This window comes from Agromyces albus, from assembly GCF_004134825.1.
Lineage (GTDB): Bacteria > Actinomycetota > Actinomycetes > Actinomycetales > Microbacteriaceae > Agromyces > Agromyces albus.
The window spans coordinates 205,107-228,856 of record NZ_SDPN01000002.1; the positions used below are offsets into that span (position 1 = coordinate 205,107).

General features: G+C 70.1%; 22 protein-coding genes. 11 read left to right on the top strand and 11 right to left on the bottom strand.

Going from position 1 to position 23,750, the window contains the following annotated elements:
* Nucleotides 1-24: 24 nt before the first annotated feature.
* The gene (locus tag ESP51_RS02200) at nucleotides 25-1,245 is read left to right on the top strand and encodes an AI-2E family transporter (RefSeq protein WP_241842928.1); all 1,221 of its coding nucleotides are present in this window, start codon (nucleotides 25-27) and stop codon (nucleotides 1,243-1,245) included.
* 42 nt (nucleotides 1,246-1,287) lie between these two features.
* On the top strand, nucleotides 1,288-1,578 hold the full coding sequence (locus ESP51_RS02205; protein WP_129519237.1) for a DUF4287 domain-containing protein: 291 nt from the start codon (nucleotides 1,288-1,290) through the stop codon (nucleotides 1,576-1,578).
* 9 nt (nucleotides 1,579-1,587) lie between these two features.
* Here ESP51_RS02205 and ESP51_RS02210 read toward each other — a convergent pair whose 3' ends face one another.
* Nucleotides 1,588-2,061: an NUDIX hydrolase gene (locus ESP51_RS02210; RefSeq protein WP_129519238.1), complete on the bottom strand. Its 474-nt coding sequence runs from the start codon at nucleotides 2,059-2,061 to the stop codon at nucleotides 1,588-1,590.
* 283 nt (nucleotides 2,062-2,344) lie between these two features.
* On the opposite strand from ESP51_RS02210, the gene ESP51_RS02215 reads away from it, so the two are divergent.
* From ESP51_RS02215 to ESP51_RS02225, 3 genes are all read left to right on the top strand, one after another.
* Entirely contained in the window at nucleotides 2,345-2,542 is a 198-nt protein-coding gene (locus ESP51_RS02215; RefSeq protein ID WP_129519239.1) for a hypothetical protein, read from the top strand.
* A 157-nt stretch (nucleotides 2,543-2,699) separates the two neighbouring features.
* On the top strand, nucleotides 2,700-3,002 hold the full coding sequence (locus tag ESP51_RS02220; RefSeq protein ID WP_129519240.1) for a DUF1540 domain-containing protein: 303 nt from the start codon (nucleotides 2,700-2,702) through the stop codon (nucleotides 3,000-3,002).
* 77 nt (nucleotides 3,003-3,079) lie between these two features.
* Nucleotides 3,080-3,541 carry a helix-turn-helix domain-containing protein gene (locus tag ESP51_RS02225; protein WP_129519241.1) on the top strand — a complete coding sequence of 154 codons (462 nt, stop codon included), beginning with the start codon at nucleotides 3,080-3,082 and terminating at the stop codon, nucleotides 3,539-3,541.
* Here the strand turns inward: ESP51_RS02225 and ESP51_RS02230 are convergent.
* From ESP51_RS02230 to ESP51_RS02240, 3 genes are all read right to left on the bottom strand, one after another.
* Nucleotides 3,523-4,158: a ClpP family protease gene (locus ESP51_RS02230; RefSeq protein WP_129519242.1), complete on the bottom strand. Its 636-nt coding sequence runs from the start codon at nucleotides 4,156-4,158 to the stop codon at nucleotides 3,523-3,525. The two genes, ESP51_RS02225 and ESP51_RS02230, sit on opposite strands and share 19 nt — an antisense overlap.
* Nucleotides 4,155-4,796 (bottom strand): ClpP family protease, encoded by a 642-nt coding sequence (locus ESP51_RS02235; protein ID WP_129519243.1) that lies wholly within the window; start codon nucleotides 4,794-4,796, stop codon nucleotides 4,155-4,157. The genes ESP51_RS02230 and ESP51_RS02235 overlap by 4 nt, the downstream gene beginning before the upstream one ends.
* A 130-nt stretch (nucleotides 4,797-4,926) precedes the next feature.
* A complete protein-coding gene (locus ESP51_RS02240; RefSeq protein WP_129519244.1) occupies nucleotides 4,927-5,448 on the bottom strand; it encodes a MarR family winged helix-turn-helix transcriptional regulator in 522 nt (173 codons plus the stop codon).
* Between the two features lie 101 nt (nucleotides 5,449-5,549).
* Between ESP51_RS02240 and ESP51_RS02245 the strand changes: the two genes are divergently transcribed.
* Complete coding sequence (locus ESP51_RS02245; RefSeq protein WP_129519245.1) at nucleotides 5,550-6,122, top strand: NADPH-dependent F420 reductase; 573 nt, start codon at nucleotides 5,550-5,552, stop codon at nucleotides 6,120-6,122.
* 3 nt (nucleotides 6,123-6,125) lie between these two features.
* On the opposite strand, the gene ESP51_RS02250 is transcribed toward ESP51_RS02245, so the two are convergent.
* A complete protein-coding gene (locus tag ESP51_RS02250; RefSeq protein ID WP_129519246.1) occupies nucleotides 6,126-6,938 on the bottom strand; it encodes an MBL fold metallo-hydrolase in 813 nt (270 codons plus the stop codon).
* Between the two features lie 81 nt (nucleotides 6,939-7,019).
* Between ESP51_RS02250 and ESP51_RS02255 the strand changes: the two genes are divergently transcribed.
* From ESP51_RS02255 to ESP51_RS02265, 3 genes are all read left to right on the top strand, one after another.
* Nucleotides 7,020-7,748: an NUDIX hydrolase gene (locus ESP51_RS02255; protein ID WP_129519247.1), complete on the top strand. Its 729-nt coding sequence runs from the start codon at nucleotides 7,020-7,022 to the stop codon at nucleotides 7,746-7,748.
* Between the two features lie 53 nt (nucleotides 7,749-7,801).
* A complete protein-coding gene (locus ESP51_RS02260) occupies nucleotides 7,802-9,241 on the top strand; it encodes a lipase maturation factor family protein (RefSeq protein ID WP_129519248.1) in 1,440 nt (479 codons plus the stop codon).
* 205 nt (nucleotides 9,242-9,446) lie between these two features.
* Nucleotides 9,447-13,034 carry a metallophosphoesterase family protein gene (locus ESP51_RS02265; RefSeq protein WP_129519249.1) on the top strand — a complete coding sequence of 1,196 codons (3,588 nt, stop codon included), beginning with the start codon at nucleotides 9,447-9,449 and terminating at the stop codon, nucleotides 13,032-13,034.
* A 61-nt stretch (nucleotides 13,035-13,095) separates the two neighbouring features.
* Here ESP51_RS02265 and ESP51_RS02270 read toward each other — a convergent pair whose 3' ends face one another.
* Complete coding sequence (locus ESP51_RS02270) at nucleotides 13,096-14,553, bottom strand: MDR family MFS transporter (RefSeq protein WP_129519250.1); 1,458 nt, start codon at nucleotides 14,551-14,553, stop codon at nucleotides 13,096-13,098.
* Between the two features lie 116 nt (nucleotides 14,554-14,669).
* On the opposite strand from ESP51_RS02270, the gene ESP51_RS02275 reads away from it, so the two are divergent.
* Nucleotides 14,670-15,800 carry an AI-2E family transporter gene (locus ESP51_RS02275; RefSeq protein ID WP_206737165.1) on the top strand — a complete coding sequence of 377 codons (1,131 nt, stop codon included), beginning with the start codon at nucleotides 14,670-14,672 and terminating at the stop codon, nucleotides 15,798-15,800.
* A 36-nt stretch (nucleotides 15,801-15,836) separates the two neighbouring features.
* Here the strand turns inward: ESP51_RS02275 and ESP51_RS02280 are convergent, their stop codons facing one another.
* The 5 genes from ESP51_RS02280 to ESP51_RS02300 all read right to left on the bottom strand — a co-directional run bounded on the left by ESP51_RS02280 (nucleotide 15,837) and on the right by ESP51_RS02300 (nucleotide 21,987).
* Nucleotides 15,837-17,204 (bottom strand): GNAT family N-acetyltransferase, encoded by a 1,368-nt coding sequence (locus ESP51_RS02280; RefSeq protein WP_129519251.1) that lies wholly within the window; start codon nucleotides 17,202-17,204, stop codon nucleotides 15,837-15,839.
* Between the two features lie 66 nt (nucleotides 17,205-17,270).
* Nucleotides 17,271-18,149: a sugar phosphate isomerase/epimerase family protein gene (locus tag ESP51_RS02285; protein WP_129519252.1), complete on the bottom strand. Its 879-nt coding sequence runs from the start codon at nucleotides 18,147-18,149 to the stop codon at nucleotides 17,271-17,273.
* A complete protein-coding gene (locus ESP51_RS02290; protein ID WP_129519253.1) occupies nucleotides 18,146-19,348 on the bottom strand; it encodes a dihydrodipicolinate synthase family protein in 1,203 nt (400 codons plus the stop codon). Before ESP51_RS02290 ends, ESP51_RS02285 begins: the two co-directional genes overlap by 4 nt.
* Before the next feature lie 5 nt (nucleotides 19,349-19,353).
* Complete coding sequence (locus ESP51_RS02295) at nucleotides 19,354-20,508, bottom strand: Gfo/Idh/MocA family protein (RefSeq protein ID WP_129519281.1); 1,155 nt, start codon at nucleotides 20,506-20,508, stop codon at nucleotides 19,354-19,356.
* Nucleotides 20,509-20,934: 426 nt separating this feature from the next.
* Nucleotides 20,935-21,987, bottom strand: a complete 1,053-nt coding sequence (locus tag ESP51_RS02300; RefSeq protein WP_129519254.1) for a LacI family DNA-binding transcriptional regulator — start codon at nucleotides 21,985-21,987, stop codon at nucleotides 20,935-20,937.
* Between the two features lie 227 nt (nucleotides 21,988-22,214).
* Here ESP51_RS02300 and ESP51_RS02305 point away from each other — a divergent pair, with 227 nt between their 5' ends.
* Complete coding sequence (locus tag ESP51_RS02305; RefSeq protein ID WP_241842929.1) at nucleotides 22,215-23,540, top strand: Gfo/Idh/MocA family protein; 1,326 nt, start codon at nucleotides 22,215-22,217, stop codon at nucleotides 23,538-23,540.
* Nucleotides 23,541-23,750: the final 210 nt, after the last annotated feature.

Here is a 23,750-nt window from a genome sequence, read left to right on the forward strand (position 1 = left end):
CCGTTCGAGCAATAGGGTGGCGGAATGCGGCTCTTCAAGCGACCTGACACGACCCCGGCCGAGCCCCCGCGCGACGACGCCCTCGAGCGTGACATCGAGGACGCCTCGACCCCCGCAGCGCTCGGCTCCATGTGGCACGATCGCCTCGGCCGCTGGTCCACGCGGAGCCTGCAGGTGCTCATCGTCGTCGCCCTCGCGGCCCTCGCCATCTGGGCGCTCGTGCAGGTGAAGCTCCTGGTCATCCCCGTGCTCATCTCGATCATCCTCGCGGCGGCGGCAGCCCCGCTCGTGGGCTGGCTGCGCCGGCACGGCGTGTCCTCGATCCTCGCCGCATGGATCACCCTGCTCGGCGGCATCCTCCTGCTCGGCGCGATCATCACGCTCATCGTGTTCGCGGTGCGCGATCAATGGGGAGAGCTCGTCATCTCCGCGAACGAGGGCTTCGACGAGTTGCTCGCCTGGCTCCAGACACTGCCGGTGCCGATCGATCAGGCGCAGATCAACGCTGCGCGCGATGCGGTCGTCGAATTCTTCACGAGCGCCGAGTTCGGCACGGGAGCGCTCGCCGGGGTGGAGGCGGCGGCCGAAGTGCTGACCGGTGCGTTGCTCGTGGTGGTCCTGCTCTTCTTCCTCCTGAAAGACGGCGACCGCATCTGGGCGTTCTTCCTGCGTCCCTTCCGCGGGGCGCAGCTCGCTCGCGGCCGCAGAATCGGCGAGACGAGCGTCAACGTGCTCGGCGGCTACCTGCGCGGCACCGCCGTCATCGCGTTCGTCGACGCGGCGGCCATCGGCATCGGCCTCGCCATCCTGCAGGTGCCGCTTGCGCTGCCGCTTGCGGTCATCGTCTTCCTCGGCTCCTTCATCCCGATCGTCGGTGCCACGATCACCGGAATCCTCGCCGCCCTCGTCGCGCTCGTCGCGAACGGGCCGGGCGTTGCCCTCATCGTCGTGGCGATCGTGATCGGAGTGAACCAGCTCGAGGGCAACTTCCTGCAACCCGTCGTCATGGCGCAGTCCCTGAAGCTGCATCCGCTCGTCATCCTCGTTGCGCTGACGGCCGGCACGATCCTCGCCGGCATCGTCGGCGCCGTGCTCTCCGTCCCGATCGCGGCAGTGGGCTGGGCGATGATCAAGGTCTGGGATGGCCCAGATCCGTCGATCGAGGAACGACGGTCGCTGGGCCGACGACGACGCGCAGCGAAGGCGGAAGCCCCCGGCACGGCCGGCGGAACCCCGGTCGCCTGATGTTCACCGCCGTTCGAACCGATTCACCGAAAGGACCCCACCATGTCGTTCCAGGCATACCTCGACAACATCGAGGAGAAGACGGGCCTGACCCCGCGCCAGTTCATCGCTCTTGCTCACGAGAAGGGATTCGATGACCCGGCGGTGAAGGCCGGTGTGATCGTCGATTGGCTGAAGGCCGACTACGACCTCGGCCGCGGCCATGCGATGGCGCTCGTGCACGTCATCAAGAAGGGCCCGCAGATCGACGTGAAGCACGTCGGCACCGACGGCGTGCATCGCGACGAGTCCGAGATGCTCTGGCTCGACGGCAAGGCGACCAAGCCCGCGTGACGGCGCGCCCTACTCGGCGGCTGCCGCGAGGCGGAGCTCGAGTGCATCGAGGGCGGGTCGCTGCCCGGCCACGAGCAGCGAGCGCGCCTCCGTCACCGTGACCCAGGCCGCGTCGTCGATCTCGGGGAACGACTGCCGCCGGCCGGATCGCGGCGGCCACTCCACCTCGAAGGTGTTGCTGCGCACCTCGTCGATGGTGAAGTCGGCAGCGGCGCCGGCGAACACGCGGATGAGCTTGCCCGACGTGTAGCGGAACGACCCGAGGTCGGCGTAGCCGACGTCGGGGGCCGCAACCCCGATCTCCTCGGCGAACTCGCGCCGGGCGGCGGCGAGCGGATCTTCGCCGGCGTCGTACTCGCCCTTCGGGATCGACCACGCGCCCTCGCGCTTGCGCGCCCAGAAGGGGCCGCCCATGTGCGCGATGAACACCTCGAGCTCCTCGCCCTCGCGGTAGAGCAGCAGTCCCGCGCTCGTCACCGGCACGCCGTTGCTCCTCGATGCTCAGCGCTTCGCGCGAATGATCGACCACAATGCGGCGAGGAGCAGCAGGCCGCCTACGGCGCCATACAGGCCCAGCATCGACCACAGCACGAATTCGGTTGACATCGCCCACCTCCGAGTGTCTGGGTTCATTCTGTCGCGGCCGTCGCAGTCCAGCCAGTGGCAATCGCCGCGCGCGTCGCGGCGCGGTGCTGTCAAGCAGTTGACGGATGCCGCGACCGGGCGCAGGCTGGACGCACCCCTACCGGCGAGTTATGGAGCGATGATGACCGACCCACGCGAGCCGTTCGAGCGACGCGACCCCGACGAGAACACCCCTGACGTCGGCGAGCCCGAGAAGGTGCGCCCCGAGCAGGGCAACGACGCCGAGGAACTCGGGCCCGACGCCAACGAGCTCGACGCCGACAACGAGGTCGAGCAGGACACGATCGACACGCTCGATCCCGAGAACCCGCCCGCCTGACGGCGTCGGCGGGCTCGCATCCGGGCCGGGTAGGTTAGCCTCCCCTCAATAGAAACTGCCCGTGATCTGCGGAAATTCGGGCGGCAACTGCTGTGCGCCGCCGGGTGTCCGGGCTAGCATCTCGGTATTGCACGGTCGAGACGCAGTGGAGGTCACCATGAGCATGACCCTTGACGACATGCCCGCAGTCAGCGAGTGTTCGGTTTCCGGATGTTCCTACAACGACCACTCGCATTGCCATGCGGCGGCGGTGACGATCGGCGGCTCCATCGGCGATGCCGAGTGCGCCACGTTCATCCCGCTCGGCACGAAGGGCGGGCTCGACAAGGTGCTCACCCACGTCGGCGCCTGCCAGCGTGCGGAGTGCGTGCACAACTCCTCGCTCGAGTGCACGGCGCCATCCGTTCGCGTCGGCCCGGGCGCCGTCGAGGCGGATTGCCTCACCTACGACCCCCGCTGAGCCTGAGAGAGACCCACTCGTTCTGCTCTGAGCGGATCAGCCTGTTCCCGAGCGGATGCCGCGGCTACCCTCGTGCCATGGGCAAGGTCGTCGAGTTCACGCGGGCCACTGGCTCGCCCACGTCCAAGCCGCTGTGGCGGCACGTGCTCGGCGAGGTGCTGCGCGGCGAGCGACTCGAGCAGGAGCGCATCCTCACCGAGGTCGCGTCGACCGCGGGCGTCTCGCCGCAGTATCTCTCCGAGATCGAGCGCGGCCGCAAGGAGCCGTCGTCCGAGGTGCTCGGCTCGGTGGCCGACGCGCTCGGGCTCGCGCTCGTCGACGTGGTCCGCCGTGTCGGCGAGGTGCTCGGCGAGCGGCAGGAGGCCGAGCGCCGGAACGCCGAGCGGCGCGAGCTCCTGCGGGTCGAGGCCTCGTTCGCGTTCCGCGCCGACGCCGTGCCGGAGCATCCGCTCGCCACTCCCGACGCCATGCCCGACATCGCCATGCCCGACCCGGCACCGGCTCCCGCGCGCTTCGACGCCTACCTGCTCGCCGCGTAGGACGCCGCGACGCTCGCCGCCCCGATCGGCACTTGCGCCGTGAGCACGTGATCGGCGAGGCCGTACTCGACCGCGGCAGCCGCGGGGAGGATGAGGTCGCGATCGGTGTCGTGCCGGAGCGTGACGGCATCACGGCCGGTGTCGGCGGCGAGCGCCGCCTCGAGCTCGGCGCGCACGCGCACCACCTCGTCGGCGTGCAGGATGAGGTCCGGGATCGAGCCGCGTCCCTGCGTCGACGGCTGGTGCAGGATCACCCGCCCGTGCGGCAGGATCGCGCGTTGCCCCTTCGCCCCACCGGCCAGGAGCACCGCGGCAGGCCCGCCGGCCTGGCCGACGCACGTCGTCGTGACATCCGGCCGGATGTGCTGCATCGTGTCGTACACCGCGAGCGCGGCGCCCGGAGAGCCGCCGGGGGAGTTCACGTAGAGGCTGATCGGCACGTCGTTCGACTCCGAGGCGAGATGCAGGAACTGCGCGATGAGCACGTTCGCGACGCCGTCGTCGATCTCGGTGCCGAGGTAGACGATGCGCTCCGAGAGCAGCCGGCTGTAGACGTCGAGCGAGCGCTCCGAGTTGCCGCGCTTCTCGATGACGTAGGGGATCGTGTAACTGGTCATGCGGTCACTCGCAATCCGGTCGGTGCCTGTATTCCGGACTGGGGCCGGAGGGCCTGCGGGTACATCTCGTCGAAGCCGTCGGCGATGCGGTCGATGAAGCCGTAGTCGACGGCCTCGGTCGCCGTGTACCAGCGGTCGCGCAGGGAGTCCTCGGCGATGCGTTCGACGGGCTGGCCCGTGAACTCCGCGACGAGGCCGAGCACCGTGTCGCGCGTGTAGCGCAGGTCGTCGGCCTGCAGTTCGACGTCGACGGCGGTGCCGCCGATGCCCGCGGATCCCTGGTGCATGAGGATGCGCGCGTGCGGCAGCGCGAACCGCTTGCCCGGCGTGCCGGCCGAGAGCAGGAACTGGCCCGCGCTCGCCGCGATGCCGACGGCGATCGTCGAGACGTCGTTCGGGATCGAGCGCATGACGTCGGCGATCGCGAGCATCGCCGAGACCGAGCCGCCGGGGGAGTTGATCCAGAAGCGGATGTCTCGGCGCGGGTCGTCGGCCGCGAGGGTGATGAGTTGCCCGACCAGGCGGTTGCCGCCCGCTTGGTCGAGTTCGTCGCCGAGCACGATGATGCGTTCGTGGAAGAGCCGCTTCGTCAGCTCGGCGTCGATCGGGAGGATCGGAGGGGTCTCATAGTTGCTCATGTCTCCAGCCTGCGCGGGCACGCTGCGCCGTGGGGCGGATGCCGCTCACGGCAGTGCTGCCGAGAGCAGACCGGTGGTTGAGTAGCGCCCGGCGAAGCCGGACGCGTATCGAAACCACCCTCGCGCTACGTCACCCCGCGCGCGCGACCGCCGGGCCCTCGCTGAACTGGCACGAGGTGGCGGCGAGGCGCTCCTCGGGATCGAGCTTCGCGAGCACGGCGCCCGCGATCTGGTAGAGCTGGCCGATCTGCTCCTCGGTGAGCAGGTCGAGCACGTTCGCGCGCACGGTGTCGACGTGACCGGGCGCCGCCTGGTCGATGAGGTCGAGACCGGCCTCGGTGACCCGCGCGTTCGTGGCGCGGCGGTCGGTGCGGCATGGAGAACGCTCGATGAGGCCGCGCTCCTCGAGCCGGCGAGCGACGTGGGAGAGGCGCGGCAGGGTGGCATTGGTGCGCGAGGCGAGCTCGGTCATGACCATGGTGCGTTCGGGCGCCCCGGCGAGTGCCATGAGGGCGCCGTATTCGAAGTGGGTGAGGCCCGCGTCGCGGAGGAGCTGTGCATCGAGTGCGTTCGGCAGTAGCTCTGTGAGCGCGACGAGCCGCACCCAGGCGGCGGACTCCTCGGTGCTCAGCCATCTCGTGTCGCTGCTCATGTCTTCATCCTACCGCATTGGTTGACGCTACAACTGATTGCCGTTAGAGTGTTGGTTGTACCGACAAGTAATGCGCCCCTGCGGCGCCGAGAGGAACACACATGACCACCGTCAGCATCATCGGATCCGGCAACATGGGCAGCGTCATCGGCGACATCGTCACCGCCGGCGGCAACACCGTCGAGTACATCGGCCGAGACACGTCAGAGGCCATCACGGGCGACATCGTCGTGCTCGCCGTGCCGCACCCCGCGCTCGACGAGATCGTTGCGACTCGCGGCGCCGAGCTCGCCGGCAAGATCGTCGTCGACATCACGAACCCCCTGAACTTCGAGACCTTCGACTCCCTCGTCACGCCGGCCGACGGCTCGAAGGCGAGCGAGCTCGCGAAGGCCCTCCCCGATTCCCGCGTGCTCAAGGCGTTCAATACGAACTTCGCCTCGACGCTCGCCGCGAAGACCGTCGGTGGCCAGCCGACCACCGTGCTCATCGCCGGCGACGACGTCGACGCGAAGAACGCCCTCGCCGAGGTCGTGCGTGCCGGCGGCGTCGCTGCGGTCGACGCAGGCTCGCTGTCGCGTGCCCGCGAGCTCGAGTCCGTCGGCTTCCTCCAGCTCACGCTCGCCGTGCAGGAGAAGATCGGCTGGACCGGCGGCTTCGCGGTCGCAGCCTGACGGCTACGCGGTGCCGCGCAGGTACCGCAATTGCGCTCGAACGGATGCCTCGGCTGCACTTCGCACCGAGGCATCCTTGTCGGCGTAGACGAGGTCGGTGACGGCAGCGGTCGACGCGTCCGCGCCGAGCTCGGCGAGGGCGGCACGAATCTGCTCGATCCGCTCAGCGCGATGGGCGAGGTAGGCGTCGCAGATCTCGGCGAGATCGGGGAGCACCGGTCCGTGGCCGGGCAGCACGAGCACGGGCGCCTCGGAGCCGAGCGCCCGCAGCCGCTCGAGCGAGCTGAGGTACGGTCCGAGCGCCCCGTCGGGGTCGGAGATGATCGTCGTTCCCCGACCGAGGATCGTGTCGCCCGTCAGAATCGCATCCTTCACGCCGAGCGCCGCGTCGGCGGGCAGCACGAAGCACACCGAGTCCGCGGTGTGTCCCGGCGTGGCGACGACCTCGATCTCGAGGCCTGCAACCTTGATGCGCTCGCGATCGCTGAGCGGCGGAGCGCCGAGGCAGAGCCTGCGATCGATGGCACGCACCGGGGCATCCGTCATCGCGGCGAACCGGGCGACCCCTTCGGTGTGGTCGGCGTGATGGTGCGTGACGAGCACGAGCTCGACGGGGCCGTCGGCGGCGAGCCGGGCGAGATGCCCGGCGTCGTCGGGGCCGGGGTCGACGACCACGCAGCCCGCGGCACCAGGCGCGCGCAGCACGAAGGAGTTCGTGCCGTCGAGCGTCATCGGTCCGGGATTCGGCGCCCGCACGAGCGTCGCGACCGCCGAGACCGGCTCGCCGACGGAGGGGCCGGAAGAGGTCTCGTCCATGCCCGCAGTGTATCGGCGCAACCCAGTTCGGAGTACGCCGCGACCCGTGTGCTCGCGTGCCGCGCGGCCTAGTCTGAGGGCATGGACAGCGACCTCGAATCCCTCACCGATCCCGCCACCACCGGTGCCGCGGCGACGGTCGTGCTGCTGCGCGATGGCGAGCGCGGGGTCGAAGTGCTCCTCGCCGAGCGACCGCGCGACCGCGGCTCGTTCGCCGGTGCGTGGGTCTTCCCGGGCGGTGCGGTCGACGAGGCGGATGCCGCAGGAGATCCGATCGACGGCATCGAAGCCGCCCGCAGGGCCGCCGTGCGCGAGACGCGTGAGGAGGTCGGCCTCGAGATCGACCCCGCCGAGCTCGTGCCGTTCTCGCACTGGACCCCGCCGAAAGGCTCGCAGAAGCAGCTCACGACGACGTTCTTCGCCGTGCGCGTGCCCGACGGCGAGCTGCGGCTGGCGCCCGACGAGGTCACCGATGCCGAGTGGCTGCGTCCGGTCGACGCGCTCGAGCGGCACGCCGCCGGCGCCATGACGCTGTGGCCGCCGACGTGGGTCACGCTGCACGGCCTGCAGCACGCGGCATCCGTCGACGCTGCACTCGCCGAGCTGCGGAGCGGCGAGGTGCGCCCCTACGTCGGTCGGTTCAACGAGCGACGCACGACCGTGTTCTGGCAGGAGGACGACGAGTACGATGCCGCGAACGGCGCCGAGCGCGACCAGCCTGCCGTTCCCGACGACGCCCCCGACGCCGAGGGCCGCCGGCACCGACTCGTGATGGACCGGCTGCCGTGGGTCTACCTGCACCGCTTCTGATCGACGGCCGGCGCTGATCGACGGCGGCTGCTCGCCGGCGGTACCGTGAGCGTGTGGACTGGATCGACTGGTTCGATGCGCACGACTACGAGATCGCCCGCCAGGTGTTGCAGCGCGGAGTGGGCGCGCTCGCCTTCGTGGCGTTCTGGTCGACGCTGAACCAGTTCCGGCCGCTCCTCGGCGAGCACGGGCTGCTGCCCGTTCCCGTGCTGCTGCAGCTCTCGTCGCGGCTCCGCGGTCCCACCGTCTTCCGCTGGGGATACACCGATCAGCGGCTCGTGGCCGTGGCGATCGCGGGGCTCGTGCTCGCGGCATCCGTGATCCTCGGGCTCCCGCAGCTCGGCCCTCCGTGGCTGCCGATGCTCGTCTTCCTGGTGCTCTGGATCCTCTACCTCTCGATCGTGAACGTCGGCCAGACCTTCTACGGCTTCGGCTGGGAGATGCTGCTCTGCGAGGCGCTCTTCACGGTCGCGTTCCTCGGTTCGATCAACGAGCCGCCGCCGATCATGATCATCGTCGCCGTGTGGTGGCTCGTGTTCCGGCTCGAGTTCGGGGCGGGCATGATCAAGATCCGCGGCGGGAGCGAGTGGCGCGACCTCACGGCGCTCATGTACCACCACGAGACGCAGCCGATGCCGAACCCGGTGAGCCGCCAGGCGCACCTGCTGCCGAAGTGGTTTCACAAGGGCGAGGTGCTCGGCAACCACTTCGCCCAGCTGATCGTGCCGTTCCTGCTGTTCGTGCCCGGGCCGGTCGGCTCCTCGGCCGCCGCGATCGTGATCCTCACCCAGTTGTGGCTCATCGTCACCGGCAACTTCGCGTGGCTCAACTGGATCACCGTGGTGCTCGCGGCATCCGCCGTCACCGACTCCGCCTGGCACTGGCTGATCCCGGCGATCCCGACGGACCTGGGCACGGATGCCGCGTCGACGCCGCTCTGGTGGTTCGTCATCGTCGCGGCGGTGGCGGTGCTCCTGCTCGCGCTCAGCTGGCGCCCGGTGCAGAACCTCTTCTCACGCCGGCAGCTCATGAACGCGAGCTTCAACCGCTGGATGCTCGTGAACGCCTACGGTGCGTTCGGCACCGTCACGAAACGGCGCATCGAGATCGTCGTCGAGGGCACCCTTGCCGAGTCGCCCGACGCCGACGCCGAGTGGTGCGAGTACGAGTTCAAGGGCAAGCCCGGCGACCTGCGACGGATGCCGCCGCAATGGGCGCCCTATCACTTGCGTCTCGACTGGCTCATGTGGTTCCTGCCGCTCGGCCGCATCTGGGAGCCGTGGTTCGAGATGTTCCTGCTGCGGCTGCTCGAAGCGGATGCCGCGACGCTGAAGCTCATCCGCATCGACCCGTTCGACGGGCGGCAGCCGCGATGGGTGCGCGCCCGTGCGTACCACTACCGCTTCTCGACGCACGCGGAGTATCGCGAGACGGGTGAGCGCTGGGTGCGCACGCTGCAGGGCGAGGTCATTCCGCCCGCCGGGCTGCGCTGATCGGGCGGTACTGACCGTTCTGCGGCCGACCGGGCTGGGGCTGATCGTTCACCGGTGCCTGCTTTCCGGCAACCGTTCTCCCAGCTGACCCCGACACGTCGTCCATCGAACTCTCGTTGTTCACCGTGGCTGGCCACCGTGTCATCCGGGGTGCCTCGCAACGACCGCGTGGCCCCGAACGGCTTGCCAGGGAGGGTGCACACGCATGCAGTGGTGGAGGAACGGACGCGGCAACGGCGGCAGACCGATGGGGGTGGTGGCGGTGGTGATCTCGGCGTTCCTCGGAGCGGGCCTCGCGATCGCGCCGGTGCACGTGCAGGCGGCTTCGGCGGCGCCCGGCACGGTGACACTGCCGGCGGCGAAGCCGACGCCGGCGGAACCCACGCCGCCCCTGCTCACGCCCGAGGACGGTGCCTTCCTCGAGGGCATCGTCACGGTCGCGGCCACGCCCGTCGTCGTCGACGAGGACGTGACCTCGCTCACCCTCGACGGTGCGGCGGTCGACGCGACGCCGACCGTCGGCGTGTCGCACCTGCGATTCGACGTCGGCACGAACTCGACCGAGGCGCGGTACGGCAACCACGTGCTCGTGAACGGCGACCACCGCATCGACCTCGGCGACCACGTGAACGAGCGCGTCGACCTCGAGATCCCGAACGAGCACCTCGTGCAGGGCGAGAACTCGATCGAGGTCGTCACCGGCACGATCGAGACCTCGTGCGGGATCAACCACGACGACTTCGTGCTCTCGAACATCGGCCTCGAACTGCTCGGCGAGGTCGCCGACGGCGAGGAGAACGAGTACAGCTACGCGTTCGGCGACGGCAGCTGCGGGTCGAACACGTCGCTTCGGCTGAGCGCGACGCTCTCCTTCTTCATCCTCGGCGACCCGCAGGGCACGACCGGACTCACCGCCGACCTCGACACGACCACCGTCGCGAACGGCTCGCACATGATCGTCGCGACGACCGCCTCGGGCGCCACCGCCTCGAGCACCGTCACGGTGAACAACGCACCCGGGGGCGCCCCGCTCGTGACGCCCGCAGACGGCACCATCGTGAAGGGCGTGCAGACCATCTTCGCGACGCAGCCCGCCGCCCTCGACGCCGGCGTCGCCTCGCTCGCGGTCGACGGGGCAGCGACGCCGTCGGTCGCGACGCTCGGTGCAGGCGACGCGACCCTGAGCTTCGATGTCGGCTCGAACGCCCTCGAGGCCCGGTACCGCAACCACCTCCTCGTGAACGGGATGCGCTTCGACATCGGCGACGCCGTGAACGAGCGGACCCACGTCGTGTTCCCCAACGAGTGGCTGCAGCCCGGCACGAACACGATCCGGCTCGTGACCGGCGGAGTCGACGCCGCCTGCGGCGTGAACCGCGACGACTTCGCGGTGTCGGCCCTCGCGCTGGCGCCGGCGGCCGGCACTGCCGCGGGCGTCGGACTGAAGTCCTCCTACAGCATGGGTGACGGCAACTGCGGTTCGAGCGCGACCGCGCTCCGCGAGGTCGCGCTGCAGTTCACGGTCGACGCCGCCTCGCAGAGCCTGCGCGCCGACCTCGACACCTCCGCCCTGGCCGACGGTGAGCACACGATCGCCGCGGCATCCGTCTCGGGCGAAGTGGCCACTCGCACCCTCGTGACCGACAACTCCGGTCCCGCCGTCGTGTCGAGCGTGCCGTCCGCCGGCTCGACCATCACCCAGGCGGTCGCACTCGACGTGCGACTCGAGGACTTCTCGGGCGTGCTCTCCGGCCCCGACGTGACGCTCGACGGGGCTCCCGTGACCCTCGCCGACCTCATCGGACCCGGCCTCAGCGCAGGTGAGCACGCGCTCGCCGTGACCGCGGCCGACGGGATCGGCAATGGCGTGACCCACGAGATCGTGTTCACGTCGGCCGGCATCCCCGATGCACCGGCCGAGCTCGCCCCGGCATCCGGCACCGAGGGCGTCGACGACGCCGTCACCCTCGAGGCGAAGGTCGCCGAGCCCGATGGCGGCGACGTGACGGCCACCTTCTCGCAGGCCGAGATCCTGACACCCAACCAGGTGTGGCAGGGCACCTCGCCCGAGGTTCCGACGACACTGCAGGTCGAGGGCGAGCAGAAGATCGCCGGACCCGACACCCTGCTTCCCGGCGACGGGCTGACGCTCGACACGGAGTCGACCCGCGACATCGCCTGGCAGCGCTTCGACGTGATGGTGCAGGGCCACGTGGATGCGCCGGTGCTGCGATGGGTGGGCACCATCGACCCCGACCGGCTCGCCTCGCTGCGGGCGTGGAACCTCACGACGAGCACGTGGGACGTGCTGGCGAGCGCCCGCGGCGCAGCCGAGGGTGACACCGTGCTCACCGCCGGGGTCGATGACCGCTACCTCGACGGCCGTCAGGTTCACGCGATGGTGACCGGCGAAGACCCATTCGCCGACGATCTCGAAGTCGGCGATCCGAACGGGTTCGCCGATCCGGGCAGCTACGACTTCTCGATCGCGCACTTCACCGACACGCAGTACATCTCGGAGGGCGCGGTCGAGCAGGAGACGGCCGCGGAGCGTGCAATCTGGGAGTCGGCGTACGCCGGCATCGTCGACTGGATCGCCGGCAATGCCGAGCAGCGCAAGATCGCGTACGTCGCGCACACCGGCGATGTCATCGAGAACAACATCCGGGTTCCCGCGACCGAGGCGATGCAGCAGCAGGTGGTCGGCGAGTTCGAGGTGTCGAGCAGGCAGCAGGCGGTGCTGGATGCCGCCGGCGTGCCGAACGGCGTCGTCGCGGGCAACCACGACAACCAGTCGGGCACCGAGAACGGCCCGGGAGCCATCTTCAACCAGTACTACGGGCCCGACCGCTACGCGGCGGCTGCGGCGGGCTGGGAGCAGGCCGAGTACGGCGGGCCGTGGCGCGAGGGCGACAACCAGAACCACTACGACCTCTTCTCGGCCGGCGGCCTGGAGTTCGTCGTGGTCGGGCTCTCGTACGGTGTGACCCGCGAGGAGGCCGAATGGGCCGACGGCGTGTTCACGCAGTTCAGCGAACGCAACGCCATCCTGCTCACGCACGACTACCTGCAGCCGAGCACGCTGCCCGACGGACGCGACGCACCGCTCTCGGGCGCCGACGGCTCGATGCTCTACAACACGATCGTGAAGGACAACCCGAACGTCTTCCTCATCCTCGCCGGGCACCACCACGGCGTGGGCACGAACGTGAAGCCGGATGTGGGCGAGGTCGGCCACGGGGTCGTCGAGCTGCTCGCCGACTACCAGTTCTACACGGTGTCTGCCGACCGCCTCGGGCTGACCGAGATCGGCGGCTACCAGCCCGACGACCAACTGCAGTTCGGTGCGAGCTTCCTGCGCCTCCTGCAGATCGACGTCGACCGCGGGATCATGAACGTCGACACCTACTCACCGCTCCTCGAGGAGTTCGGCGCCACGGAGTACGACGACCGGCATCGGTACGACGGCACCGAAGACGACATGGTCCTGCCGATCGACCTCACGAGCCGGGTCACGAGCCTCCACACCGATTCGGTGGCCCTCTACGTGCCGACGCAGGTGGTCGGCGAGTCGACCGTCGCCTCGGGCGAGGTCGCCTCGGTCGAGTGGACCGGCCTCAAGCCTGCCACCGCCTATGCCTGGATCGTCACGGCCCGTTCGGCCGGCGGCGGCGAGTCGACCTCGGAGCCCGCCGTGTTCATCACGGCGGATGCCGCGGGCAAGTCCGGCACGTGGGACGAGAGCTCGCCGCTCTTCCCGTACTTCCGGCAGGGTGAGCCAGAGGCCGGATGACGCACGACCCTCGCCGCCGTCGCGTCCCGTTCACCCGGGCCGCGGCGGCGGTCGGCCGTGTTCAGGCCTCGGCTACGGTCTCGGCTGCGGGCTCCTCGGCCGGGCGATGCTCGACATCGTCGACGTCGGCTCGGGGCATCGCGATGCCGCCCGCGATCGTGACGAACGCAGCGACGAGCACCGCGACGAAGACGGCCGTGGATGCGGCTTGAATCGCGACGGGGGAGTGCTCGCCGAGCCCGGAGCGCACGATGACGCCGTTCGCGACCGCGCCGAAGATCGCGACGCCCACGGCACTGCCCATCGAGCGGAGGAACATGTTCGCGCCCGTGACGACGCCGCGCTCGGTCCACGCCACCGACGACTGCGCCGCGATGAGGGTGGGTGAGGCCACGAGCCCGAGTCCGAGTCCCACGATGAAGCATGCGATCGCGGTCGCCACCACGCTCGGCGTGAACGACGACACGAGGAGCGCCGCCGAGCCGAGCACGGTGATCGCGAGCCCGATGAGCGCGGTGCGCTGGAACCCGATGCGGAGGTAGAGGCGGCCGGATTGAGCGGCCGCGATCGGCCAGCCGAGGGTGAGCGCGGCGACGGCGAGCCCCGACATGAGCGGCGAAGCGCCGGCCGTGACCTCGAGGAAGGTCGGCACGTACGACGTCAGGCCGATGAGCACGGCGCCGACGCCGAGCGAGATGAGCGAGGTCGTGACGATGAGCCGCCGCGAGAACAGCCAGAGCGGCAGCACCGGCTCGGCCGCCCGCCGTTCGATGAGCACGAACGCGACGAGGAGCAGCCCACCGACGGCGAAGGCGCCGACGCTCTGCCACGACAGCCACGCCCAGGCCTGGCCTCCCTCGAGCACCGCGAGGATGAGCAGCGTGAGCGCGACGCTGAGCACGCTCGCACCCGCGATGTCGATGCGGTGCTTCTCACGCCCGACCGACTCGTGATACGCGCGGAGCAGCATCCACGCGGCGATGATGCAGAGCGGGATGTTCACGAAGAAGATCCACCGCCACGACGCGAACTCGGCGAACAGCCCGCCGAGCGTCGGCCCGATGACCGACGAGGCCGCCCAGACGCTCGCGATATAACCCTGCACCCGCGCACGCTCGCGCACCGTGTAGATGTCACCTGTGATCGTGATCGACACGGGGAGCACGGCTCCGGCGCCGAGCCCCTGCAGCGCGCGGAACACGATGAGCGAGGTCATGTCCCATGCGAAGCCGCAGAGGATCGAGCCGACGAGGAACAGGCCGATGCCGATGAGCATGATCGGCTTGCGCCCGATCGTGTCGGCGAGCTTGGAGTAGACCGGCACCGACACCGCTTGCGCGAGCAGGTAGATGGAGAACAGCCACGGGAACTGCGTGAACCCGCCGAGGTCGGCCACGATCGACGGCACGGCGGTCGCGAGGATGGTGGCGTCGATGGCGATGAGCCCCGTCGCGAGCATGACCGCGACGAGCACGGGGCCTCGATCGGAGCGGAATCCCACCGCGCTCTGCTCCGTCATCCTGCTCCTCGCTGAAGCGACGCCGACGGTCGCCCCTTCAGTCACTCTCTCAGTCGCAACGCGTTCGCGCCCGTTTCATTCCCGCCGGACGCCCCGCGCCCGTGTAGCGTCGGGGCATGCGGGTGCGATTGAAACGACGGCCGAGGCCGGAACCTGAGCCGACGACGCAACTCACGGCCTACAGCGGATCGCGCGCACCCGAGGTGAAGATCCGCGCGTTCCGCATCGGATTCGTCGGGGCGCTCGGCGTGCTGCTCGCCCTGCTGCTCGGCAACATCGTCGGCGAGCTCGGCACGGTCATCCTCTACGTGGCCCTCGCGCTCTTCCTCGCGCTCGGCCTCGATCCCATCGTCACTTGGCTGCAGCGCCGCGACATGCCGCGAGGGCTCGCGATCCTGTTCGTATTCGTCATCGTGATCGGCCTCTTCGTCGGCCTCATCTCCCTCATCGTGCCGATCGTGATCCAGCAGACGACGAACATCATCACCGACTGGGACGAGATCGTCGAGCGGGTGCTGAACAGCGATTTCGTCGGCTGGCTCAATTCGCTGACCGGCACCGGAACCGCCATCGAAGACACCATCGTCTCCGCGGGCGACTGGCTCGCCGACCCTGACAATCTCGGCTCGCTCGGCGGCGGCATCCTCGCGGTGGGCGCCGGCATCCTCGGCGGATTCACGGGCGCGGTGATCGTGCTCATCCTGACCCTCTACTTCCTCGCCTCACTCGACTCGTTGAAGCGCTACGCCGCGCGATTCGTGCCCCGAAGCTCGCGCGGTGCGTACCGCGAGGTCTCGGAGGAGATCACCGGTTCCGTCGGTCGGTACGTCATCGGCCAAGTGAGCCTCGGCGCGATCAACGGCATCCTGAGCCTCGTCTACCTGTCGATCATCGGCGCGCCCCAGCCGATCCTGCTCGCCTTCATCGCCTTCCTCGCCTCGCTCGTTCCGCTCGTCGGCACGATCACGGGCGCCGTCATCATCTCGCTCGTGTCGCTCGCCGCCTCGCCGGCGACCGCACTCGCGGCGGCGATCTACTACCTGATCTATATGCAGGTCGAGGCCTACGTGCTGAGCCCGCGCATCATGTCGCGCGCGGTCTCCGTGCCCGGCGCACTCGTGGTCATCGCCGCGGTGGCCGGCGCAACGCTCGGCGGCGTGCTCGGGGCGCTCGTGGCCATCCCCGTGGCGGCGTCGCTCGTCATCATCATGGACAAGGTCGTGTTCCCGCGACAGGACGCGATGTAGCGCTGCGGCGCTGCACCGTGTGAACGCCCGGGCTCGTCAGAACCAGATGCTGAGGTGCGGCGTGCGCTCGGACGCGAACATGCGGTCGGCGAGCGCGATCGACCCGGGCGCCACTTCAGCCAGCCGACCGGCGCGCGCGAGCACCGAGGGCCGCACCCCGCCGAGGTAGATCGCGCCGAGCTCCTGCACACCGAGTCGGATGCCCTGCGACGGACGCGAGCGACGAGTGCTCGGCGCGGCCCGCGTTGGCGTGGCCATTGGCGCCGACGGCGTATCGTCGACCCTCCGCAACTCGCCCCGTCCATTGCCGGCGACCTCGAGCTCGAACGTGCCGTCGGCGGGGCCGTCGGGGTCGGCGATCTCGAGGGTGAGCGTTCCGGTCGCGCCGTAGACCCGGGCGGACAGTGCCGCGACGGGATCGAGCACTCGCACCCAGAGATGGTCGACGACGTCGCTGACCGTGATCGCCCGCGGGTCCTCGAGCAGCCACGCCACCGGCTCGTCGATTGAGCGCAGTCGCCCGCGCACCGCCGTCACGAAGTCCTGCTCCACGAGGAATCGCCAGAGCGCGCGCTCCGCATCGTCGGTGGCGGCGACGAGGAAGTCGAAATCGAGGATGCCGGGCTCGTCGAGCTCGCGCGTGATGCGATAGGTGACAAAGCCCTGCGGCTGCCCGTCCTCGTCGTCGTAGCGCACGACACGGGTTGCTCGGGCGAAGTCGCGTTCGAGATCGATGAGACCGAGCACGCGATCGAGGAGGCCGGGCCAGCGGTCGATCTCGCCCGGGGTGCGCGCGACGGCGCGACGCACGAGGGCTGCGGCGTCGTTGCGCAGCTCGGCGGGCTCGACGAGCTCGAGGCGTCCGGGCGCGGCGGGACCGATCCAGCGAACCCGGGGACGGTCGATCGTGATGGTCGCCGCCTGTGCAGCGGGGGCGTAGCCGAAGCGACCGTAGATCGTCGCCTCGGTGGCGGTGAGCATCGCGAGCGCAGCGCCGGCGGCACGGGCATCGGCGACGCTGCCCGCCATGAGCGCCCTCGCAATGCCGCGGCGCCGATGCGTCGGCGAGACGGTGACCGAGCTGACCGCCCAGGCGTCGACGCTGCGTCCGCCGGGTACCGTGAGTCCGGCCGGCCAGCCCGACACCGTCGCGACCGGAGTCTCGCGGTCGGCGGCCTTCGGGTCGTAGACGCCGAGGACGCGCCGGTCTGTCAGGACCTGCAACTGATGCGTGGCATCCGACTTGCGTGGCCGGGCGCGGTGGAAGCCGCGTACGTCTGCCTGGATCCACGCCGCGAGCGCGGCCCGGTTGCCCGGGTCGAGCAGCCGATACTCGAGTCCCTGCGCCGCGATGGCAGCGGATGCCGCGGAGTCGAGCGGGATGTCCTGCAGATCGAACGACATCACCCCAGAGTACCTGCGGCACGCTGGGGATTCGGGCGAGAAGAGGTGCTGCTGCTGCCGGAGCGGTCAGGCCCCGACGCGCGCCGACAGGTGCGGTGCCACGATGCGCTCGAACGACGACGCGGTGCGCTCGACGACCTCGGCCCACGCGGCATCCCAGATCGCCTCGTTGAAGATCTCGACCTCGATGTCGCCCGCGTATCCGGCGGCCTCGACGGCCCGAGTGAACGCGGTGAAGTCGATGACGCCGTCGCCCGGGTAGTGCCGCGCGAGCAGCACGTCGGCCGGCAGCGGCGTGGCCCAATCGCAGACCTGGTAGCTCGCGATGCGACCGGATGCCCCGGCGCGCGCGATCTGCCCGAACACCGCGGGATCCCACCAGACGTGGAAGGTGTCGACGACGACCCCGACGGTCGCCGCGTCGAACGGCTCCGCGAGATCGAGCGCCTGCCCGAGCGTCGAGACGACGGCACGGTCGGAGGCGTACATCGGATGCAGCGGCTCGATCGCGAGGGTCACCCCGGCGGCCGCGGCATCCGGAGCCAGCTCGCCCAGGGCTTCGCTCACGCGTGCACGTGCCCCCGCCAGGTCGGTGGACCCGGCAGGGATGCCGCCCGCGACGAGCACGAGCACGGCGGCCGAACCGGGAGCACCGGCGGCGGCGAGCGTCGCGGTCTCCTCGATCGCCCTGCGGTTCTCGTCGATCGCCGCACGCCGCTCGGGGCCTTCGGGCAGGGTGAAGAACCCGCAGCGGCAGAGGCTCGACACGCGCAGGCCCGAGTCGGCGAGCCGGCGGGCCGCCTCGTCGAGGCCGACCGCGGCGACGGGCTCCCGCCAGAGCCCGATCGACTCGTAGCCGCCGGCGCGCGTGAGGCGCAGGGCCTCGTCGAACGGGGCGTACTTGATCGTGGCCTGGTTGAGCGAGAGTCGCGGATGCGCGGTCATGCGAGGGCCTCCGCGAGGTCCGCCTCGATCGTGACCTCCGCCGGCTCGATGCCGTTGAGCGTCAGCAGCGACTGCCAGCGCGCCGCCGCGAGCTCGGGCCGCTCGAGCGCGCCGCACGCGTTCGCGAGCCGCACAATCTCGGAGAGGTGCGGCAGGCTGCGGGCGGCGTGCAGGCCGCCGACCATACTGAACGCCGACTGGTGGCCGTTGAGCCACGAGAGGAACGCGACACCGGTCTTGTAGTAGTAGGTGGGCGCGGCGAAGATCTGCTGCGAGAGCGCCTCGGTCGGACCGAGGAGGTCGCGGTACCTTGCGGTGTCGCCCGCGTCGAGAGCCTGAACGGCCGCCGAGGCGTGCGGCGCGAGTGCGGCGAAGGCGCCGAGCAGTGCGTCGGAGTGGCCGCGTTCGTCGCCCTCGATGAGGCCCACGTAGTGGAAGTCGTCGCCCGTGAACATGCGGGCCGACTCGGGCAGCCGCTCGCGCACGGCGATCTCGGCGCCCGCGTCGAGCAGGCTCATCTTGACGCCAGCCACGCGCTCGCGGTTGTACTCGATCACCTGCAGGAGCGTCGACGAGGCGACGTCGATGTCGGCCGAGCCGAAGTAGCCGGCGAGGCTCGGGTCGAACGCCGTGCCGAGCCAATGCAGGATGACGGGCGATCCCGCCGCCTGCAGCACCTCGCGGTAGACGCGGCGGTAGTCGTCGGCCGTGCGTGCAGCGCGCGCGAGGTGACGGCTCGCCATGAGCACGACGCCGGCGCCCGCGTCTTCGGTGAGGTGCAGCTGCTCCTTGTAGGCGTCGATCACCTCGTCGAGCGAGATGTGCTCCTCGTCGACGTGGTCGGTGTTGACGCCCACGACGAGGCGACCGCCGACGCTCGCGGCCTCGGCTGCGCTGCGCGAGATGAGTTCGCGGGTCGCGGCGGCGTCGAGGCCCATGTTGCGCTGCGCGGTGTCCATGGCGTCGGCGACGCCGAGCCCCCATGACCACACGTGGTGGCGGAACGCGAGCGTCTGGTCCCAGTCGATCTCGGCGGGCGCGCCCGGCAGGTTGTCGGCCCACGCCTTCGGCACGACGTGCGCCGCGGCGTACACCGCGCGACTCGTGAGCGGATGCCGCGGCTTCGAGATGATCGACGCGGCGGCGAGGGGCACCCCGGTGCGGGTACCCGTCTCGTCGATGAGGGTGAGGGTCGTCATGGTGCTCAGCGGGCCGATCCGGTGAGGGCGTCGGCCTCGAGCGTCACGACGGGGAGCTCGATGCGACGGCCCTGCTCGGAGGACGCGAGACCCAGCTCGGCGAGCAGCACGCCGCGTGCACCCGCGAGGAAGTCGTAGTGGTTCGGGGCGTCGTCGACGACGTGGCGGATGAACTCCTCCCACTGCGTCTTGAAGCCGTTCTCGAACTCCTGGTTGCCGGGGCTCTCGATCCAGTCGGCGTCGTAGTCGTTCGCGTCGGCGAGGTCGGGGTTCCAGACGGGCTTCGGGGTGGCGTTGCGCGGCTGGATCTTGCAGCCGAAGAGCCCCACGACGGCCGAGCCGTGCGTGCCGTCGACCTGGAACTCGACGAGCTCGTCGCGGTTGACGCGAACAGTCCAGCTCGAGTTGAGCTGGGCGACGACGCCGCCCTCGAGCTCGAAGACCGCGTAGGCGGCGTCGTCGGCGGTGGCGAGGTACTCCTCGCCCTGCTCGTCGACGCGGCTCGGGATGTGCGTGACGGCCTTCGCGTACACCGACTCGACGCGGCCGAAGAGGTTCTCGAGCACGTAGCTCCAGTGCGGGAACATGTCGACGATGATGCCGCCGCCGTCTTCGGCGCGGTAGTTCCAGCTGGGGCGCTGGGCGGGCTGCCAGTCGCCCTCGAAGACCCAGTAGCCGAACTCGCCGCGCACCGAGAGGATGCGGCCGAAGAAGCCCGAGTCGATGAGGCGCTTGAGCTTCTGCAGGCCCGGCAGGTAGAGCTTGTCGTGCACGACGCCGTTCTTGATGCCGGCGGCCTGTGCGAGGCGCGCGAGCTCGAGGGCCTCTTCGAAGCTCTCGGCGGTGGGCTTCTCGGTGTAGATCGCCTTGCCGGCGGCGATCGCCTTCTTGATCGCAGCGGCACGGGCCTTCGTGACGAGGAAGTCGGCGTAGATCTGCCAGCGCGGGTCGGCGAGCGCCTCGTCGAGGTTCGTCGTGTAGTGCTCGATGCCGTGCTTCGCGGCGAGCTCGGCGAGCTTCGCCTCGCTGCGGCCGACGAGGATCGGCTCGACCTGCACGCGAGTGCCGTCGGCGAGCAGCACGCCGCCCTGCTCGCGGATCGCGAGGATGGAGCGCACGAGGTGCTGGCGGTAGCCCATACGCCCCGTTGCGCCGTTCATGATGATGCCGATGGTCGACTCTGCCACGTTGGTTCCTGTTCAGCCGGGAGCGAACGGCGCAAGCCGTGTCGCTACGGGAAAGCGTTTACCCGAGTGTAGGACAGGGTGCTGCGATTCGCAACACCCCGTGTGCGGGGCCTCGTTGTGCGCGGCGCAGAGCGAGCCGGGGGGCGAGTAGCGGCACGAGGCGCTGCAACTCGTCTGACTCATGTGTTCCCGTTTTCTCATGTCAATCCCGCCTCACATGAGGCGGATCTCACACGAGACTCGGTGAACACGCACTCCGGTGGTCGAGTAGCGCCGCCGCAGGCGACGCGTATTGAGGCCACCTACGCCGGGTCGGCTGGTTTCGATACGGCTGCTTCGCTGCCTACTCAACCACCGGGTGCTGGCTGCTTCGCTGCCTACTGAACCACCGGGCACTGCTCAGCGCGTGATGCCGGGTGTCGACTCTCGCAGCACGACCTCGGTGCGAACCGCACCCTCGCTCGAGGCGGACTCGTCGCCCAGGGCGAGCCGGAGCGCGCGGCGCCCGAGCTCCTCGAGCGGCACTCGCACCGTCGTGAGGGCGGGCGTGACGTCGCGCACCGTGGGGATGTCGTCGAAGCCGGCGACCGCGACATCCGTGCCCGGCGTGAGGCCCGCGTCGCGTACCGCCGAGAGCGCGCCGACGGCCATGACGTCGTTGGCCGCGAAGACGAGTTCGATGCCGTCGAGGCCCGATTCGATGAGCTGGCGCATGCCGTCGTAGCCGCCGTCGCGCGTGAACGCCGCGCGCACCACGTGCTCGTCGTCGAGCGTGCCGCCCGCCGCGGCGAGGCCGGCGCGGAATCCCTCGACGCGGTCGGCCGCGGTGCGGAGGCCCTCACCGCCGGTGATGACGGCGAAGCGGCGGTAGCCGATGCCGACGAGTTCGCGTGCGAGCGCCTCGGCTCCGGCGGTGTTCTCGACGATGACCGTGCGGAAGTCGAACTCGTTGCGGCTGATGAGCACGACGCGGCCGCCCGAGCGCTCATAGGCGGCGAGCTCCTCGCCGAGCGCGCCCTCGGTGGGATCGCTCGTGGGGCGCGAGCCCGCGAGGATCATGACGCGGGGTCGCTGCCCGCGGAGGGTGCGCACGAGCTCGAGCTCGCGCTCGGGGTCGCGCTCAGTGGCCGCCATGGTGACGATCAGCCGCTCGTGGTCGGCTTCGGCCACGACGCCCGCGGCGATCGATGAGAAGTAGGGGTCGGCGATGTCGGCGACAAGCAGGGCGACGGTGGTCGTCGTGCCCCTCGCGACGGCCTGCGCCGAGAGGTTGGGGGAGTAGTCGAGACGAGCGGCCGCGTCGAGCACGCGCTTGCGATACTCGTCGTTGACCTTTCGCGTGCTGCCGTTGAGCGAGCGCGACGCAGTGGCGAGCGAGACACCCGCCTCACGTGCGACGTCGTGGAGGGTCGCCGGAGTGCTCCGGCTCGTGCCGATCCCGGTCTCCGTCATCGGTTCCTCCTGCGTTTCCGAGCGGTGTTCTGCGCACCACTCGCGCGTGTCGACTCTACCGCGCGGCCCTTTCCGCGGCCCGGCGGTTGGCCGCAGCGGACGTTTGCTGATAGAACTGACGTGAATCGAGATAGCGCTTTCCCGCTGATACTACCGCGATACTCCCGGCAATGGGATGCTTCACGGGAAGCGCTTTCTCGAGACACGAGACACGAGCGGAGCAGGCGATGGCGCAGCAGGAACGTTACGGGCTCATCGGCACGGGCAGTCGAGCGGGAATGTACGTCGGCGCGCTCATCGGCGATCACGCCGACGTCGCGAGCCTCGTGGCGTGGAGCGACGTGAACCCGGGGCGTCTCGACGTGTACGAGCGGGAGATCGCCGCGTCGGGGCATCCGCTGCCCGTCCGCTACCGGCCCGAAGACCTGGAACGGATGATTCGCGACGAACGCCTCGACCGCATCATCGTGACGACCCCCGACTACACGCACGCCGACCTCGTCGTGCGCTCGCTCCGCGCCGGCGCCGACGTCGTGGTCGAGAAGCCGCTCACGATCGACGCCGAGAGCGTTCGGCGCATCGGCGAGGCCATCGCCGAGACCGGCCGAGGCGTCATCACGACGTTCAACTACCGGTACAGCCCGCGCAACAGCTCGCTGCGCCGCGTCATCGCCGAAGGGTCGATCGGCGACGTCACGAGCGTGCACTTCGAGTGGGCGCTCGACACGGTGCACGGCGCCGACTACTTCCGCCGCTGGCACCGCGACAAGGCCAACTCGGGCGGCCTCTTCATCCACAAGGCCTCCCACCACTTCGACCTCGTCAACTGGTGGATCCAGGCGACGCCCACTCGCGTCTTCGCGAGCGGGGGGCTGCGCTTCTACGGTGCAGAGAACGCGGCCGCCCGCGGGCTCGGCGAGCGTCCCGCACGCGGCACCGGGGTCACCGGCGACCCCTTCGCGCTCGACCTCGAGGCCGACGCGCGCATGAAGGAGCTCTATCTCGACAACGAGCACCACGACGGCTACCTCCGCGACCGCGACGTGTTCGACCCGGGCATCACGATCGAAGACAACCTCGCCGCGATCGTCGACTACGACTCCGGCGCGACGATGAGCTACTCGCTCAACGCGCACGCGCCGTGGGAGGGGTACCGCGTCACCGTGAACGGCACCGAGGGACGCGCCGAGCTCGAGGTCGTCGAGCGGGGCGCCGTGCTCATCGGCGACGACGGCCGCGTGGTCATCGACCCGAGCATGCATCCCGGGTATTCGCCCAAAGACGAGGTGCGCCCCGATTCCGAGCGGCTCGTGCTGCAGCGGCACTGGGAGGGCGCGCAGGTCGTGCCGATCCCCGACGGCGTCGGCAGTCACGGCGGCGGCGACGCCTACCTGCTCGAGCACCTCTTCCACCGGGTGACGGATGACGCGCCCCTCGGCCGCGTCGCTGGCTACGCCGATGGCGTGAAGGCCGTCTCGGTCGGCATCGCCGGCAACCTCTCGCTCACGACCGGACAGCCCGTGCTGATCTCGGAGCTCGAGCTCGGCATGTAGGGCGGGGCAGGGTTCACGACCGCGATCGCGACCGCGGTCAGCGGGCGATGTCGATCGCGGGGGCGCCCCTCGGGTAGGCGACGAGCATCGCCCCCGAAATGATCCACATCGCCCCGATGGCGACGATGAGCGCCTCGGCGCCGACGCCGGCCGAGAGGCCCGCCACCGCGGCCCCCGCGGCGGCTGCCGCGGCGCGCAGACCCGCGCCCA